We start from the raw sequence: 14563 nt of genomic DNA, 5'->3' as shown, positions 1-14563 counted from the left end.
ATGTTCACCACTTCGCGGGGAATTGCATTGGTATTGGCCTTGGCCATATCAGCACTTACCGTTGCCTTCTTGTCCCTGATGGAAAGTGCGACAGCTACTCTGTTGATAGTGGCCGGGGGAATCTCTTTTTCTGTTTCCTATCTCCTGATGAACATTACCTTGGAATACCTCATTTTCAAGGAAATCAGCAGCATTTATGTAATGCTGGAAAAAATCCAAAAGAAAGATCTTTCCAATGTGGTGGACAAACCCAACAGGGCTTCCATCTCCCCACTAAAAAAAATCAACAAAACGATCAATTCCTATGCAGTAGCCAAAAACAAGGAAATAGAAACCCTTCAAAAAAATGCGGTTTTCAGAAGGGAATTTATTGCAGACATCTCCCATGAGCTGAAAACACCCATTTTTGCTGCTCAGGGATATGTACATACCTTATTGGACGGAGCAGTGGAAGATGAGGCCGTCCGTTATAAATTTCTGAAAAGAGCAGCCAAAAGCCTCAACTCTCTGGATAAGCTGGTCCATGACCTGCTTACCCTGAACCAAATGGAAAGCGGGGTGATCAAATTCCATTTTGAGAGTTTTGACCTCAAAGATCTGGTATTGGAAGTCATCGAAGAATTGGAACAGAAAGCTGCCAAGCGGGATGTGCTGATCAGATTTTACTTCGATAAGAAAAAAAGCTACCCTACCTATGCTGACAAGGATAAAATCTTCAGGGTCTGTCAAAACCTGATATCCAATGCCATTAAATACAACCATGATGGCGGAGAGGTGGAGGTACATCTCAAGCAGCACAAAAACCAATTGCATGTGGACATCAAGGACAATGGACAAGGCATCCCACCGGAAGACATCAAGCGGGTGTTTGAGCGGTTTTATCGGGTGGAAAAAAGCCGGTCAAGGGAAAAGGGCGGTACTGGTTTGGGCTTGGCCATTGTAAAACACATTCTGGAAGGACATAAGAGCAAGATATCCGTCACCTCTACAGTGGGCAAAGGATCCATGTTCAGTTTTGAGTTGCCTTTGGAGAAAAAAAATTGATTCTTCAACCTACAAATTTATCAAAAAGATCCCGGGTCACTTCCTCTAGGTCATCTGCAAATCCGACATGGGGTCTGGAGGTCTGAATAATAGAACTTCTCATGGCTGTAAGCCATCTGAAGCGGGAGGCGGCATCCTGATGGCTTATCGGACTCCCATTGGGATCACCCTGGCAGACCTGTTTGAAGGATTGCAGATAGGTTTCTATGGTGGATAGATCCGCTTCCTTGTCCAAAGCAAGGAGTTTGTCCCGGCTTATTAAGAATTTGCACAGGAGCTCATTTGTCTTTTTGCAACATACCATGACGCCCACGTTGACAAATTCCTCTCTTTCGACCCGGGGCACTGCCCGAACCACAGCATATTCATATAAGTGTTTCCCTTGCATCCTTTGCTCCCTTTACAAATATCCCTGAATGTTTTAAACGTGTGATCAAATAAGTTGCATAGATGGCTCTACCCTCTTCGGCATTTTCCACATCCCTGGAAGCAAGTATCCATTCATCGGGCACCAATTCAACAATGGATCTGATCACTTTTTCATCAAGTTTGGATTTGAGTTCGGTATCTACCTCGTCCAATAGGGAAGCCTGTGGAAGTAACACATGGTCTTTGATCATCGGAAAAGGACTCAGGACCTTTTTTTCCCAGGTATCCCAGTTGTGGTGAAACAAAAACGAGGCACCATGATCGATCAACCAAAGTTCCCGGTTCCATATCAGCATGTTGGTATTTTTGAAGGTTCTGTCCACATTGGTAATCAAGGCATCCAACCAGACGATTTTGGAAGCCAATGCTTCATCTATCTTTCCGGCACCGGGATCAAAAGTCAGTGCCTTGGAAAGAAAGTGCAGGCCAAGGTTCAAACCTTGACTTGCTTTGAGTAAATCCTGTATTTCCTCATCCCCTTCCGACCTCCCGAAGGCTTCATCCAGATAGGCAAACACCAGTTCAGGGACCTTAAAGCCCAAAATGCGGGCAATCTCTCCCCCAAGCAGCTCGGCGATGAGGGCCTTTTCCCGCTGACCAGCTCCTTTAAATTTAAGGACATAACTGAAGCCATCATCTGCATCAGCCAAAGCCGGTAAGGATCCGCCTTCACGCAACGGCATCACATACCTGGTGACCAGTACATTTCTCAGTCCGGGAAGAACGGGATTTTGCTTCATTGTATATCTTTTAATCCCAAATGTAAGGATCATTTTGGGATTGGCTTTCAAGAAGAGGAACTAATCTATTGACCGTATCGCAGCAATGACCCCATCTTTCAAATGCATTGATAACCTGCGTGAGTTACCGAAAAAAAATTTCTGTTGTTTAGTATTTTATTTAGAAAAATAGATTTAGTTTTCCGCACAATTTTCACCCATGAGACAAAAGTTATTTTTATTGCTTGCATTTTTCCTTTTCCTACTTCATCCCTCTTTAAATGCCCAGACCAGTCAAGGCGATTGGATGATCCAAGGAAGCGGTTCCCTTCACTTTTATCGATACTCGGAACCAAACAATTTCACCAGCTTTACAAATTTCGCGGCAGGATTTAATGTTTCACCATTATATTTTGTAAATCAAAACCTCGCTTTAGGGATCGTGACCGGTATTGGTATTTTCAGGGAGACCAATACTGTCATTGCCACCAATGAATTGGAGAAATTCTGGCCTTTGCAATATTCTTTCGGTCCCCAGGTTCGCTACTTTTTTCCTTTAAGTGAAAAGTTTTCACTTTTTGCTGATGCACGTTACAGAAGAATTTATAACACCCGAAAAATTTTAAATAGCACGCTAACTGAGTACGTTTCAAAAGAGCGGAATATTTCTTCCACTGACCTTTCTTTGGGAATTGGACTGGTTTACTTCCTCAGACCCAATATCGGGTTAGAAGGGCTCCTGGCTTACCGGACCTCGCAAACGATACTCAAATATTCCAGCAATCAGAACCTTGACCTGCAAAATAGAACATCCAACACCATCTTATTTTCTGGCGGACTGCAATTTTACCTCAGAAAAAATCAAGAGTGATGAAAAAACATTTTATCCAAATTCCATCCAGAATTACCATGCCTCTTTCCAGAATCATCGCTTACTTCCTTTTTCCCTTGCTTCTAATGGTCTGTACGACTAATACTACGAGGGCACAAACAAACAAAGGTGATCTGATTATTGGAGGTCAGTTTCATGTATCAAGGCAGGAGAATAATAATGACATTGATCCACAATTTGCCTACAAAATGGTCAATTTTTCAGTAACCCCTACCCTATATTATTTCATTATCCCAAACCTGGCAATTGGTGTTCAGACTGGGCTAAACCACAACAGGGTTATTTATCCTGAATTAACTCCGGGAACCAATATAGTTAATCAGTCATTTACTTTATTTAATCTTGGCCCTGTTGCACGTTATTACTTTCCCTTGGACGAGAAGTGGGCCGTTTTTGCTGATTCTAGGTACAACCTCTCCTACAACTCCCAAAAACGTCTTGACCCTGTGACAAATCTCTTCATCCCCAAAGACCCCAAGCATGAGCAAAGGATTTTTAGTGGAGGACTGGGCTTGGTTCATTTTATTTCTCCCAACATAGGCTTGGAAGGACTGATCAGCTACCAAAACACAAAAAGATTCAGAGATTTCAATATTTATTCCATTCCTGCAACGACCACTAAAATAGGTCTGGATTTGGGGATTCAATTTTATCTTAATTGAATTTGCCATGATTGGCATCATGCAGGATTAAAAATTATTTCACAGACCTTATTCCTGATTTGTGCCGGTTTGCCATTAATATCCCGCTTGCCAAAAAATTGGATATTCACATTAAAGTTTAATAAAGCCCCGAAGGCCCATCAGATTTTTAAGAGAATTTCGGATTAGTTTCAAAGTCCTAAACCTACGTGTCCTACTTCCAGTGGAGCTAAAAAATGGCAAGTGATGAAAAGGGCTGACTAATTATTTCCTCAAATAAATATTGGGATAAATAGAATTTCCCTACTTTTGCAGGCTAATTGGGAATGCGCACAGCATGAAGAAAATAGATTTTAGAAATCTGGTCCTGTTCGAAAACGACGATTACCTGGTGGTCAATAAGCTTCCTTATTTATCGACCCTAGACGACAGGCATGAATCCCAAAATATCCTGGAATTGGCCAGACAATACACCCCTGATGCCCAGGTGTGTCACCGACTGGACAAAGAAACCTCAGGTTGCCTGGCCATTGCCAAGCATCCGGAAGCCTACAGGAACCTGGCGATACAGTTTGAAGACAGACAGGTGGACAAAATTTACCATGCTGTGGTGGATGGTGTAAAGGACTACCAAAGAGTTCTTGTAGACCGAAATCTGGCCGCAACCAATAAAGGCATCGCTAAAATCAGCAAAGATGGAAAGCCTGCCCAAACCTATATTCAAACTCTTAAAACCTATTATGCACACACCTTGGTGGAGTGCAGACCGGTTACCGGGAGGCTTCATCAGATCAGGGTCCATTTGGCTTATCTGAAAACGCCGATCTGCGGGGATGACTTATATGGAGGCAAGCCGCTTTACCTTTCTGCTTTAAAAAAGCGGTTTAACCTCAAAAAAGACACCGAGGAATTGCCCATTATGCAAAGAGTTTCCCTGCATGCCTATTCCATAGGCTTTGCGGGGATGAACGGAGAAAGGGTAGAAGTTACGGCTCCATACCCCAAAGACTTTGATGTATTGGTCAAACAACTCGAAAAAAACAGGTAACCCAAAGAAAATTAGGGGGTAATGTATTAATTCTTTTGAAATAAAAGATAATACTTCTATCTTTGTGTCCCTTTTTGAGGGTGATCTATATTTAACAAGCTAATAATTAAACGTTTACACAGTGGATACATTAAGCTATAAAACCAAATCAGCAAATACTGCTACTGTAGAGAAAAACTGGGTGGTAGTAGATGCCCAGTCTGCAGTATTGGGTAGGTTTGCGAGTGAGGTAGCGAAAATCTTGAGAGGAAAAAACAAACCCAGTTTTACTCCTCACGTGGACTGCGGTGACAATGTAATCGTCATCAATGCCGACAAAGTAAGGTTGACAGGAAAAAAGTGGAACGAAAAAGTATATGTTCGTCACACGGGATATCCTGGAGGACAAAGAATTTCTACCCCAAAAATGTTGAAGGAAAAATCGGCTGCCATCCTTGTGGAAAAAGCAGTAAGAGGCATGCTTCCTAAATCCAGATTGGGAAGAGAAATGTATAGAAATCTGTTTGTGTATGAAGGTGCTGAGCATCCTCACCAAGCACAGCAGCCTAAAGAAGTTAAATTGTAATCAAAGCAATCCATGGAAGTAATCAATACCATCGGTAGAAGAAAGACATCTGTCGCCAGAATCTACATGAAACCAGGCAACGGGGAGATTTTGGTCAACAAAAGAGCTCTAGAAACCTATTTTCCTTTTGATTTGCATCAGATTGTGGTAAAGCAGCCGCTTGAGCTCGTAGGGCAAAACGGTGCTTATGACATCATGATCAATGTAGACGGAGGCGGCATCAAAGGCCAGGCAGAAGCTGCCCGGATGGCCATCGCCAGGGCCCTATGTGAAATCAACGAGGAGCACAGATCACCTTTGAAAAAAGAAGGATTTCTGACCCGTGATCCCAGAATGGTGGAACGTAAGAAGCCAGGACGTAGAAAAGCAAGAAGAAAATTCCAGTTCTCCAAACGTTAATTGGGAGTTTATCCAATTTTATACAAGTTCAATTTTATTTATTAATGGCTAATCTAGAATATAAAGACTTACTGGATGCTGGTGTTCATTTTGGACACTTGACGAGAAAGTGGGATCCGAGAATGGCTCCATATATTTTTATGGAAAAAAACGGAATCCATATTATCGACCTTAACAAAACGCTTGTTTGCCTCGAAGAAGCATCCAACGCAATCAAGCAAATCGTACGCTCAGGAAAAAAGGTCATGTTCGTTGCCACCAAAAAGCAAGCGAAAGACCTGGTAGCTGAGGAAGCAAAAAGACTGAACATGCCCTTTGTCACTGAAAGATGGTTAGGTGGCATGTTGACCAACTTTGCTACCATTCGGAAATCATTGAAGAAAATGTCTTCTATAGACAAATTGATCAAGGATGAATCCTACACCAACCTGGCTAAAAAGGAACGGTTGATGATCACCCGACAGAGAGAGAAACTGGAATCAGTATTGGGCGGTATCGCAGATCTGACCAGACTTCCAGCAGCGCTGTTTGTAGTGGACATCAAAAGAGAACACATCGCCATTTCAGAAGCTCAAAAGTTGGGCATTCCTGTTTTCGCCCTTGTGGACACCAATTCCAACCCCAACGAGGTGGAATTTCCGATTCCGGCTAACGATGATGCATTCAAATCCATCTCTTTATTGGTAAAATCCATTGGAACAGCCATTGAAGAAGGGTTGAGCGAAAGAAAACGTGATAAGGAAGATGCCAAACTTACTGAAGAGGAAGAGGCAAAAAAGGCGGTTGATGCCGGTGCACAGGAACAAGAATAAATTTTCTTTGAAAATTGACCTATAGAAGATTGAACACAAGGCATGATCCTGTGTTCAATTTTTTATTTACCCTATTTTGATCTTTTTCCTAAACAGAGATCCACTTTCTCAGGAAATCAAAAGAATAAAAGAATACCTGAATTCGAATATAAAATTCCCATTTCTTTAAAACAGGATTGGAACTTACAAAAGAACCTAAAAAATAAACAGAAAATAAAATGGCTATTACTGCACAAGAAGTTAACAAATTGAGACAAATGACCGGTGCCGGTATGATGGATTGTAAAAAAGCACTTACCGAGGCAGAAGGTGATTTTGAAAAAGCGGTGGATATCCTTAGAAAAAAAGGACAGAAAGTATCTGCTTCAAGAGCAGACAGGGAGACCAAAGAAGGTACCATTGTCACCAAAACCAATACAGACCAGACCAAAGGATTTTTGCTTTCTTTGACCTGCGAAACTGACTTTGTGGCAAAAAATGAAGAATTTGTTTCTTTTGCCAATACCCTATTGGATTTGGCGGTGGAAAAAAATGCCACCTCTATTGAAGCTATCCATGCATTGCCATTCGATACTCTTACCGTACAGGAAAAAATCATTGAAATGACCGGTAAAATCGGTGAGAAAACTGAAATCAGCCATTTTGAAATCGTGGAAGGTGATGCAGTGGTTTCCTATATCCACTCCAACGGTAAATTGGGTGTGTTGGTAGGTCTTAAAAACGCAAACGGAGACGTGACAGAAGCAGGTAAAGACGTGGCCATGCAAATTGCAGCGATGAATCCAGTAGCTGTAGACAAAGACGGTGTAGATGCTACCATGGTGCAGAGAGAAATTGAAGTTGGTAAAGAACAGGCCAGAGCTGAAGGCAAGCCGGAAGAAATGCTGGAAAAAATCGCCATGGGCAAACTCAATAAATTCTACAAAGAGAACACCCTTTTGAGCCAGGCATTTGTAAAGGATAACAGCAAGACCATTGCCCAATACCTGGACGGAGTCAGCAAAGGACTTACAGTTTCCAGTTTTAAAAGAATTGCTATAGGGTAATAAACAGCCTCTCAAAAACATTCAAAAGCTGATCTCAAAAGGGGTCAGCTTTTTCTATTTTAACCAATGTGGTCCCAATGAACTCTAACATTAAGCCTATGACTGATTAGGTGGATGTATAATAAATTACTCACCTTAAATTAAGATGGGATTCCAAAACCGAAAAAGTCAATTCAAAAGGCCCCAAAAGCAATCGATAACAATCAAATGCTGCGTCTAAATCCATTAATTTCAAAATGTTTGAGAGATCAGAAAAATTCTATCGGCAATATAATCTGGGATAGAGAACAAAATAAGAGGAACTATTGGAGATCAGTTTTTTTCTTTAAGGGTTTTAAAACTGCCCTTCTGATAAATTTATGATCATGATTTATTGTAAATCCTTCAAAAAAATACAGGGTATCCCTTTCTATGCCCGCCAGACTTCCAAGCTCGAAGAGTTTTCTTGGTACATCGAGTTCCATCCATTTACCTTCCAACCTGTCATAGGTTATCAAATGGGTTAAAAATTCTCTGCTGTCCTCAACCTCTTTGTTATACATCCAAGTCTGAATCAATAATTGCTTTTTAGTTTCATGAATTGAAAGAAAATAGTCGTTGAGAGGGGGACTTGCTACTCCAGCCATCCTTTCTTCCATGGTTATGATCCCATCTGCTTCACGAAGGGCAAAATCGAAGTATTTGCTATTTGGAATATGAAGTATTTTCGGGTTTTGTTCAAGATTGGTCAAATCGAAGCTTTTTATTTTCTTTTCATGTGGAAAAGAAAAATTTATGGAATTGCCAAAGGAATTGGAAACAAGATACGTATTGGGCAATATCGAGCCTTTGTTAACTTGATATTCATCCGGATACTCCAAAAATGAATCCAACACTTCCCCATCATTATCAAAAATATAGATCAGATTGCCACACTTACGATAATATTCTGGATCTGAAGCACTAAACAATATGGAATGCAGTTCTACTAAATATCCATTAGGAAGAACCTTGAATTTTGAATTGATAAATTTCGGGGCTTTCCCTTCCGGCAAATTAAGCTTCTTGGTTTCTATAAAAGATTTTTGCTCTACATTAAATTTGTGGATTGTTCCCCTTCTGTGCTCTAACACATGTAAAACAGGAAATTCTGTTACGTCAAAAGAAGATGGAGAAAAAGGTGCCTCTGGAAATTCTCTAGAAGAAATGTGGCCATATTCTGTTCCGTCCACTCTAAAGAAAGAAATAGCCAATGACTTAAAAGATGAAACAGCGATCAAACTGTCTCCAATTAGCTTTACTTCTACTTGGCCATTCAGAAAAAAATCCTGCTCGATTACCAAAGTGGAATCCACCACTTCCAACTCAAAAGAATCAGTAAAGGCATGATTCTCCAACTTTTTCTGACAAGAAAAAAAAGAGAACCATGCCAAAATCACTAAACAACGTTGTATCATAAAATAAATGGATTATTCGTCACAAACATGTGCTACTCCCCCACCACAATCCCATAAAAAGCAGACCTGGCAATCAGCGTAAGCACATCCGGCAGGCCTTTAACTATTTTCTTTTCCCCTACTTCTCTAACAATTCAGAAAAAATTCTTTTGAAATCTACAGATTGACTCTCAATTAAAACAAACCTCCAATTTACGCTTGAACATTTCCAAGAATCTCAAGGTGATCAAAAGCCAATTCCGGCAATGCGATCCATTCGAACCAGCCCACCTCGCTGCTGTCAGAACCTTCCTGGACTTTGGATTTGGTTGTCTCTAAGACTTCAAAAAAATATACGACTGAGACGGTCCACCCTCTGGGATCCCTGCCTTCTTGTCCATAAACCCCCACAAGAATTTCCGGATGTCCGTAAAGTTCCAAAGCTGTTTCCTCTTTCAATTCCCTGAGACAGGCCTGAAAAGGAATTTCATAAGGATCTACAAATCCTCCCGGAAGGGCCCATTTACCATGAAAAGGTTCATTTTTCCTTTTGATCAAAAGCACCTCTTTGGTATCCATGCAATACACTATTGCATCGGCTGTAAGAGAAGGTCTTGGATAATCATAGGTATGGGCCATCAACTCATCGGTTCATCAACTCCTCAATTTCCTCTGCCTCAATAGGGATATTTTTCATTAAGTCTAGATAACCCTCTTTTTGGATCACAATATTGTTTTCCAAACGGATCCCTATTCCCTCTTCCATCACGTAAATACCAGGCTCAACCGTAAAGACCATACCCGGTTTGATGGGATTGTACATGGTCCCCACATCGTGGACATCGAGACCCAAATGATGGCTGGTTCCATGCATAAAGTACTTTTTGTAGGCTGGTTTCTGGGGATCCTGCTTTTTGATGTCTGTTTTGGTCAAAAGCTTTAATCCCAGCAACTCGGACTGCATGATGAGCCCAACTTCCTTGTGGTAATCCTGAATATTCGTGCCGGGACGGAGGAGATCCATGGCCGCTCGCTGAACCCTCAATACTGCTTGATAGATGTCTCTTTGCCTTTTGGTAAACCGTCCATTGACAGGGATCGCACGACTCATATCTGCATTGTAGTTGCCATACTCTGCCCCTACATCAAACAGGATGAGGTCCCCGTCTTGGCAGACTTCCTTGTTGTCAATGTAATGCAGCACACAGGCATTGGCACCGGAGGCGATGATGGGTTCATAGGCAAATCCTCTGCTTCCTCTTCTCACAAATTCATGCAGGTATTCTGCTTCTATTTCATATTCCTTGACACCGGGTTTTATATAAGAAAGGATGCGTCTAAAGCCCGCCTCGGTGATGTCGCAGGCTTTTTGAAGCTGCTCCCATTCCTGCTTTTCTTTGACAGCACGCAATTCTTGCATCAAAGGAGCCAATCTGTGGTATTGGTGCAAGGGGTACCTTTTCTTACAGTTTTTGATAAAGCGTGCATCGCGGGTTTCCACAGCCACAGCTGCCCTTAAATGCTCATTGGTATTGAGAAATACCCCCTCACTCAATGCCATCAGGGTATTAAATACCGACTCAAAATTGGATACCCATTGGATGTTTTTGATGCCAGATGCGGCATAGGCCTCCTCTTTGGTATATTTGTGCCCCTCCCAGATGGCAATGTGCTCATCTGTTTCCCGAAGAAAAAGGATTTCTCGCATATCAGGATTGGGAAAATCGGGACAAAGGACCAAAACCGTTTCCTCTTGGTCTATTCCCGTGAGATAAAGGAGGTCATTGTTTTGACGAAATCTCATGGTCCCATCCGCATTGGTGGGCATGATATCGTTGGAATTTAGTACCACAATGGCATTTTTCGGGAGTTTTTTGAGTAGTTTTTTCCTGTTTTTCACATAGAGTGCAGCAGGCAGGGCTTCGTATCGCATAAGCTTATCGTTGTGGTTCAAAAATAGCATATTTATCCCCTTCAAAAAAATATGCCGATAAAGTCCATTATTTTTGTAATTTCAAATTGAGATTACAATTAAGCATGACATACAACATCAAGGAGTTGGCCAATGGCATCCGTATCGTTCATCAGGAAGTCACCCATACCAGACTCGTACATTGTGGATTCATTTTAAATATAGGAAGCAGAGACGAATCAGTAGAACAGGAAGGGCTTGCCCATTTTTGGGAACACATGGCCTTCAAAGGAACCCATAAAAGAAAGGCATTTCATATCCTCAACCGCTTGGACTCCGTAGGAGGGGAACTGAACGCCTATACGACCAAGGAAAAAATCTGTTTCTACTCCAGTACATTGAAAAATCATTTCAATAAAGCAGCTGAACTCCTCTTTGACATCACTTTTCACAGTATTTTTCCGCCAAAGCAAATCGAAAAAGAAAGACAGGTAATCCTGGAGGAAATGTCCATGTACAGGGACTCGCCCGATGATTCCATACAGGATGAACTGGACGAAATGATCTATGCGAACCATGCCCTAGGTAGAAATATCCTTGGCAACACGATGACGGTTTCCCAGTTCCAACAGCAGGATTTCTTTGATTTTATTTCCAGTAGGCTGGATACCCATAAAATCGTTTTTTCGGTAGTAGGTAACATCAGCTACCAAAAAGTGCTAAAGCAGATCCAACCTTTGCTGGAAGAAATCACGGAAAAGAGAAGTCTGTATATCCGCAGTAAATTCCATCAATACGAACCTACCCATAAAACCATTTATAAGGATATTTCTCAGGCACACTGTGCCTTGGGTAAGCCTGCTTATCACCTGCACCACCCAAAGCGGTATCAATTGTATTTGCTCAACAACATCCTAGGTGGGCCAAGTATGAATTCCAGACTGAACATGGCACTTAGGGAAAAACATGGGCTGGTATATAGTGTAGAATCAAGTTTTCAGACATTTTCTGATACCGGATTCTTAGGCATATTCTATGGAACAGAAGAAAGCACCGCGCCCAAAGCCCGCAAATTGGTGCTCAGAGAGCTGAAAAGCCTCCGTGATAAAAAACTAGGTACGCTTCAACTGCACATGGCCAAGGAACAAGCCATCGGCCAAATGGCCATGGCCGAGGAAAATTACGCTGCCTTAATGTTGGTTTTTGGCAAAAACCTGTTGGATAAGGGTAAAATTGAATCTTTGGACAGTATATTTGCCACCATAAGAAACACGACTGCAGAAACCTTACAGGATATTGCCAATGAGGTATTGGACGAGGAGCAGTTGAGTTTCCTGACATATTTACCGCAATAAAAATGGAGCTGATTGACCCACTTATTTCGCAATATTGTGAAGACCACAGCAGTCCCGAAGATGCCATCCTGTCAGAAATAGCCAGAGATACACATGCTGAGGTATTGATGCCAAGGATGCTTTCGGGACACTTACAGGGCAAAGTGCTGGAACTTATCTCCAAAATGCTCCGGCCCAAAGTCATCCTTGAAATAGGCACCTATACTGGTTATTCAGGAATCTGCATGGCGAGGGGATTGGCTCCGGAGGGTAAGCTGATCACTTTAGACATCAATGATGAGCTGGAAAGCAGGGTGCGGAGCTATTTTGAAAAAGCAGGACTTCAGCATAAAATTGATTATCGATTGGGCAATGCACTGGATATAATCCCTACCCTAGAGGGAACTTTTGATTTGGTTTTCATCGATGCAGACAAGCGCAATTATATCAATTATTATGATTTGATCGTTGACAGAGTTAATCCGGGAGGCATCATCTTGGCTGACAATGTGCTGTGGTCGGGAAAAGTTGTACAGAAAACTGAAGATAAACCTGACAAAGATACAGCCGTGCTTTTGGAATACAATGCCATGGTGCAGGCTGACCCGAGAGTGGAAAATGTGCTATTGCCCATCAGGGACGGAATAATGATCGCTAGAAAAATATAAACATCTTCATGAAAACAGCATTTTCAAGATTGCTATCCCATTGCTTTATTTTTGCTTTCTTGCTTTCTTCAGGGCTCAAGGCCCAAGTGCCACAGGTACCTTCCACCATTCAATTTGCAGACATGACCCTCCGCCTCAATGAGCAGGCGAGGCGTGAGATCCAATTGGATGTGGACGCTCTGTACCGAAACCAAAACTACTTTCAAACCAAATTGGATCGGGTCAACTTGTACATGCCCGTCATAGAGCAGGTCTTGGCGGAAAAAGGAGTGCCTACAGATCTGAAATATCTGGTGATTCAGGAGAGCAGTCTGATAGCAGATGCGGTTTCTACCAGTAATGCGGTAGGTTTTTGGCAGTTTAAAAAAGGGACTGCCGAAGAGGTCTTTCTCCGGGTAGACAATCAGGTGGATGAAAGGAAAAACATTGTCTCCTCCACCCAAGGTGCTGCACTTTATTTGCAAAAACACAACCAATACTTCAACAACTGGGCCTGTGCCTTAGTCTCCTACCAAATGGGGCTAGGCGGAGCCAAGGGTTATTTTGGTGACCGATACAATGGCAACAGGACCATGAACATTGACAAAAACTCCCATTGGTACCTCAAAAAATTTCTTGCCCACAAAGTGGCCTTTGAAGGGCAACTAGGAAAGCTGGTCAGCAACAGTGCATACCTGGAAGTTATGCCAGTGAAGGGTCCCAGCACAGTCAAGCAGATAGCTCAAAGTGCGGGGGTTCATGAAAACCAAATCAGAGAATACAACAAGTGGATCGGCGGAAACCAAATCCCTGGAGACAAAACCTATTATGTCACCTACCCACGTCAAGGCATGTCTCCGTCAAGGCCCGTGCTTACTTCTAACATTCCCGACTATACCTACTCAACCAACACACCAATCATCAATCAGGCAGCCGCATTTCCCAAGGTCTCCGGAAATACTTCGAGACCTGAACTCCCCGGGCAAGTTAAAGTCAACGGAATCAAAGGCATCCTGGCTAAAAACACCATGAGCCAAGAAGCCATGGCAGATAGGGCCGGAATAAAAGAGGGGAAATTTAGAAGGGTCAATGATCTGGATAAAAACACAAAAGTAGAAGCCCAAAGATACTACTATACCAAACGCAAAAAAAATAAAGCCGCTGTACCCGACCATGTGGTCAAGCAAGGTGAAACCTTGTGGGAAATTTCACAGCTTTATGGCATCCGCTTACATGCATTGAAAGCTAAAAACAGGATATTTTCAGATAAAGACCTCCGTCCAGGTATGGTGCTGAAGCTTCAGGAATATTACCAAAGGGGCGAAAGCATTAAAATGGTTCCGGTCCCAAGCCAACAGCAAAGCCGGCCTGTCAGGACAAGTCAGGCAGTGCAGGTAAACCAAACGGTTGATTCAAATCCTGTATCAACCCCCCAAGCTACTCCCCCTGCCGCACCCAATGTAGCACAGATCACCCATACTGTGGTAACGGGTGAGACACTCTATGCACTTTCCAAAAAATACCAGGTGACGGTCGACCAATTAAAACAATGGAACAACATTGGTCCAGACAACAACCTCAAAATCGGACAGCAAATTATCATCAAAACAGATGGAGGTACATCCAACTTTCCATGATATATTTGCCCTGCCCTATGAAG

General features: G+C 42.3%; 16 protein-coding genes. 11 read left to right on the top strand and 5 right to left on the bottom strand.

All coding sequences use genetic code 11. The annotated features are described in order from the left end of the window. Positions 1-1044, top strand: a complete 1044-nt coding sequence (locus H1A14_RS10190; RefSeq protein ID WP_194776150.1) for a sensor histidine kinase — start codon at positions 1-3, stop codon at positions 1042-1044. Positions 1045-1048: 4 nt separating this feature from the next. Here H1A14_RS10190 and H1A14_RS10185 read toward each other — a convergent pair whose 3' ends face one another. Both H1A14_RS10185 and H1A14_RS10180 read right to left on the bottom strand, forming a co-directional pair. Then, positions 1049-1432, bottom strand: a complete 384-nt coding sequence (locus H1A14_RS10185; RefSeq protein WP_194776149.1) for a DUF3037 domain-containing protein — start codon at positions 1430-1432, stop codon at positions 1049-1051. Continuing rightward, positions 1410-2213: a HipA family kinase gene (locus tag H1A14_RS10180; protein ID WP_194776148.1), complete on the bottom strand. Its 804-nt coding sequence runs from the start codon at positions 2211-2213 to the stop codon at positions 1410-1412. The genes H1A14_RS10185 and H1A14_RS10180 overlap by 23 nt, the downstream gene beginning before the upstream one ends. A 199-nt stretch (positions 2214-2412) precedes the next feature. On the opposite strand from H1A14_RS10180, the gene H1A14_RS10175 reads away from it, so the two are divergent. From H1A14_RS10175 to tsf, 7 genes are all read left to right on the top strand, one after another. Further along, positions 2413-3063: an outer membrane beta-barrel protein gene (locus H1A14_RS10175; RefSeq protein ID WP_194776147.1), complete on the top strand. Its 651-nt coding sequence runs from the start codon at positions 2413-2415 to the stop codon at positions 3061-3063. Then, the gene (locus H1A14_RS10170; protein ID WP_194776146.1) at positions 3063-3746 is read left to right on the top strand and encodes a hypothetical protein; all 684 of its coding nucleotides are present in this window, start codon (positions 3063-3065) and stop codon (positions 3744-3746) included. Before H1A14_RS10175 ends, H1A14_RS10170 begins: the two co-directional genes overlap by 1 nt. Positions 3747-4062: 316 nt before the next feature. Next, on the top strand, positions 4063-4773 hold the full coding sequence (locus H1A14_RS10165; protein WP_194776145.1) for an RluA family pseudouridine synthase: 711 nt from the start codon (positions 4063-4065) through the stop codon (positions 4771-4773). A 121-nt stretch (positions 4774-4894) separates the two neighbouring features. Further along, positions 4895-5338: a 50S ribosomal protein L13 gene (gene rplM / locus H1A14_RS10160; protein ID WP_194776144.1), complete on the top strand. Its 444-nt coding sequence runs from the start codon at positions 4895-4897 to the stop codon at positions 5336-5338. 12 nt (positions 5339-5350) lie between these two features. After that, a complete protein-coding gene (gene rpsI / locus H1A14_RS10155; RefSeq protein WP_194776143.1) occupies positions 5351-5737 on the top strand; it encodes a 30S ribosomal protein S9 in 387 nt (128 codons plus the stop codon). Positions 5738-5781: 44 nt separating this feature from the next. Then, positions 5782-6549, top strand: coding sequence for a 30S ribosomal protein S2 (gene rpsB / locus H1A14_RS10150; RefSeq protein WP_194776142.1), 768 nt, complete (start codon positions 5782-5784; stop codon positions 6547-6549). Between the two features lie 218 nt (positions 6550-6767). Further along, a complete protein-coding gene (tsf, locus tag H1A14_RS10145) occupies positions 6768-7595 on the top strand; it encodes a translation elongation factor Ts (RefSeq protein WP_194776141.1) in 828 nt (275 codons plus the stop codon). Between the two features lie 302 nt (positions 7596-7897). Here the strand turns inward: tsf and H1A14_RS10140 are convergent, their stop codons facing one another. The 3 genes from H1A14_RS10140 to H1A14_RS10130 form a co-directional block, all read right to left on the bottom strand. Further along, positions 7898-9031: a hypothetical protein gene (locus H1A14_RS10140; protein ID WP_194776140.1), complete on the bottom strand. Its 1134-nt coding sequence runs from the start codon at positions 9029-9031 to the stop codon at positions 7898-7900. A 192-nt stretch (positions 9032-9223) separates the two neighbouring features. After that, positions 9224-9649, bottom strand: coding sequence for an NUDIX domain-containing protein (locus H1A14_RS10135; protein ID WP_194776139.1), 426 nt, complete (start codon positions 9647-9649; stop codon positions 9224-9226). A gap of 4 nt (positions 9650-9653) precedes the next feature. Beyond that, positions 9654-10943: an aminopeptidase P family protein gene (locus tag H1A14_RS10130; protein ID WP_194776138.1), complete on the bottom strand. Its 1290-nt coding sequence runs from the start codon at positions 10941-10943 to the stop codon at positions 9654-9656. Between the two features lie 104 nt (positions 10944-11047). Here H1A14_RS10130 and H1A14_RS10125 point away from each other — a divergent pair, with 104 nt between their 5' ends. Genes H1A14_RS10125 through H1A14_RS10115 form a run of 3 tightly spaced genes read left to right on the top strand, consistent with a single transcriptional unit; the run spans position 11048 to position 14540 of the window. After that, positions 11048-12277 carry a M16 family metallopeptidase gene (locus H1A14_RS10125; RefSeq protein ID WP_194776137.1) on the top strand — a complete coding sequence of 410 codons (1230 nt, stop codon included), beginning with the start codon at positions 11048-11050 and terminating at the stop codon, positions 12275-12277. 2 nt (positions 12278-12279) lie between these two features. Continuing rightward, positions 12280-12924 carry an O-methyltransferase gene (locus H1A14_RS10120; protein WP_194776136.1) on the top strand — a complete coding sequence of 215 codons (645 nt, stop codon included), beginning with the start codon at positions 12280-12282 and terminating at the stop codon, positions 12922-12924. An 8-nt stretch (positions 12925-12932) separates the two neighbouring features. After that, positions 12933-14540 carry a LysM peptidoglycan-binding domain-containing protein gene (locus H1A14_RS10115; RefSeq protein ID WP_194776135.1) on the top strand — a complete coding sequence of 536 codons (1608 nt, stop codon included), beginning with the start codon at positions 12933-12935 and terminating at the stop codon, positions 14538-14540. Positions 14541-14563: the final 23 nt, after the last annotated feature.

This window comes from Pararhodonellum marinum, from assembly GCF_015354735.1.
Taxonomy (GTDB): Bacteria; Bacteroidota; Bacteroidia; order Cytophagales; family Cyclobacteriaceae; genus Pararhodonellum; species Pararhodonellum marinum.
The sequence above is the reverse complement of the archived record's forward strand: the minus strand, read 5'-3'. Positions and strand labels throughout refer to the sequence as shown.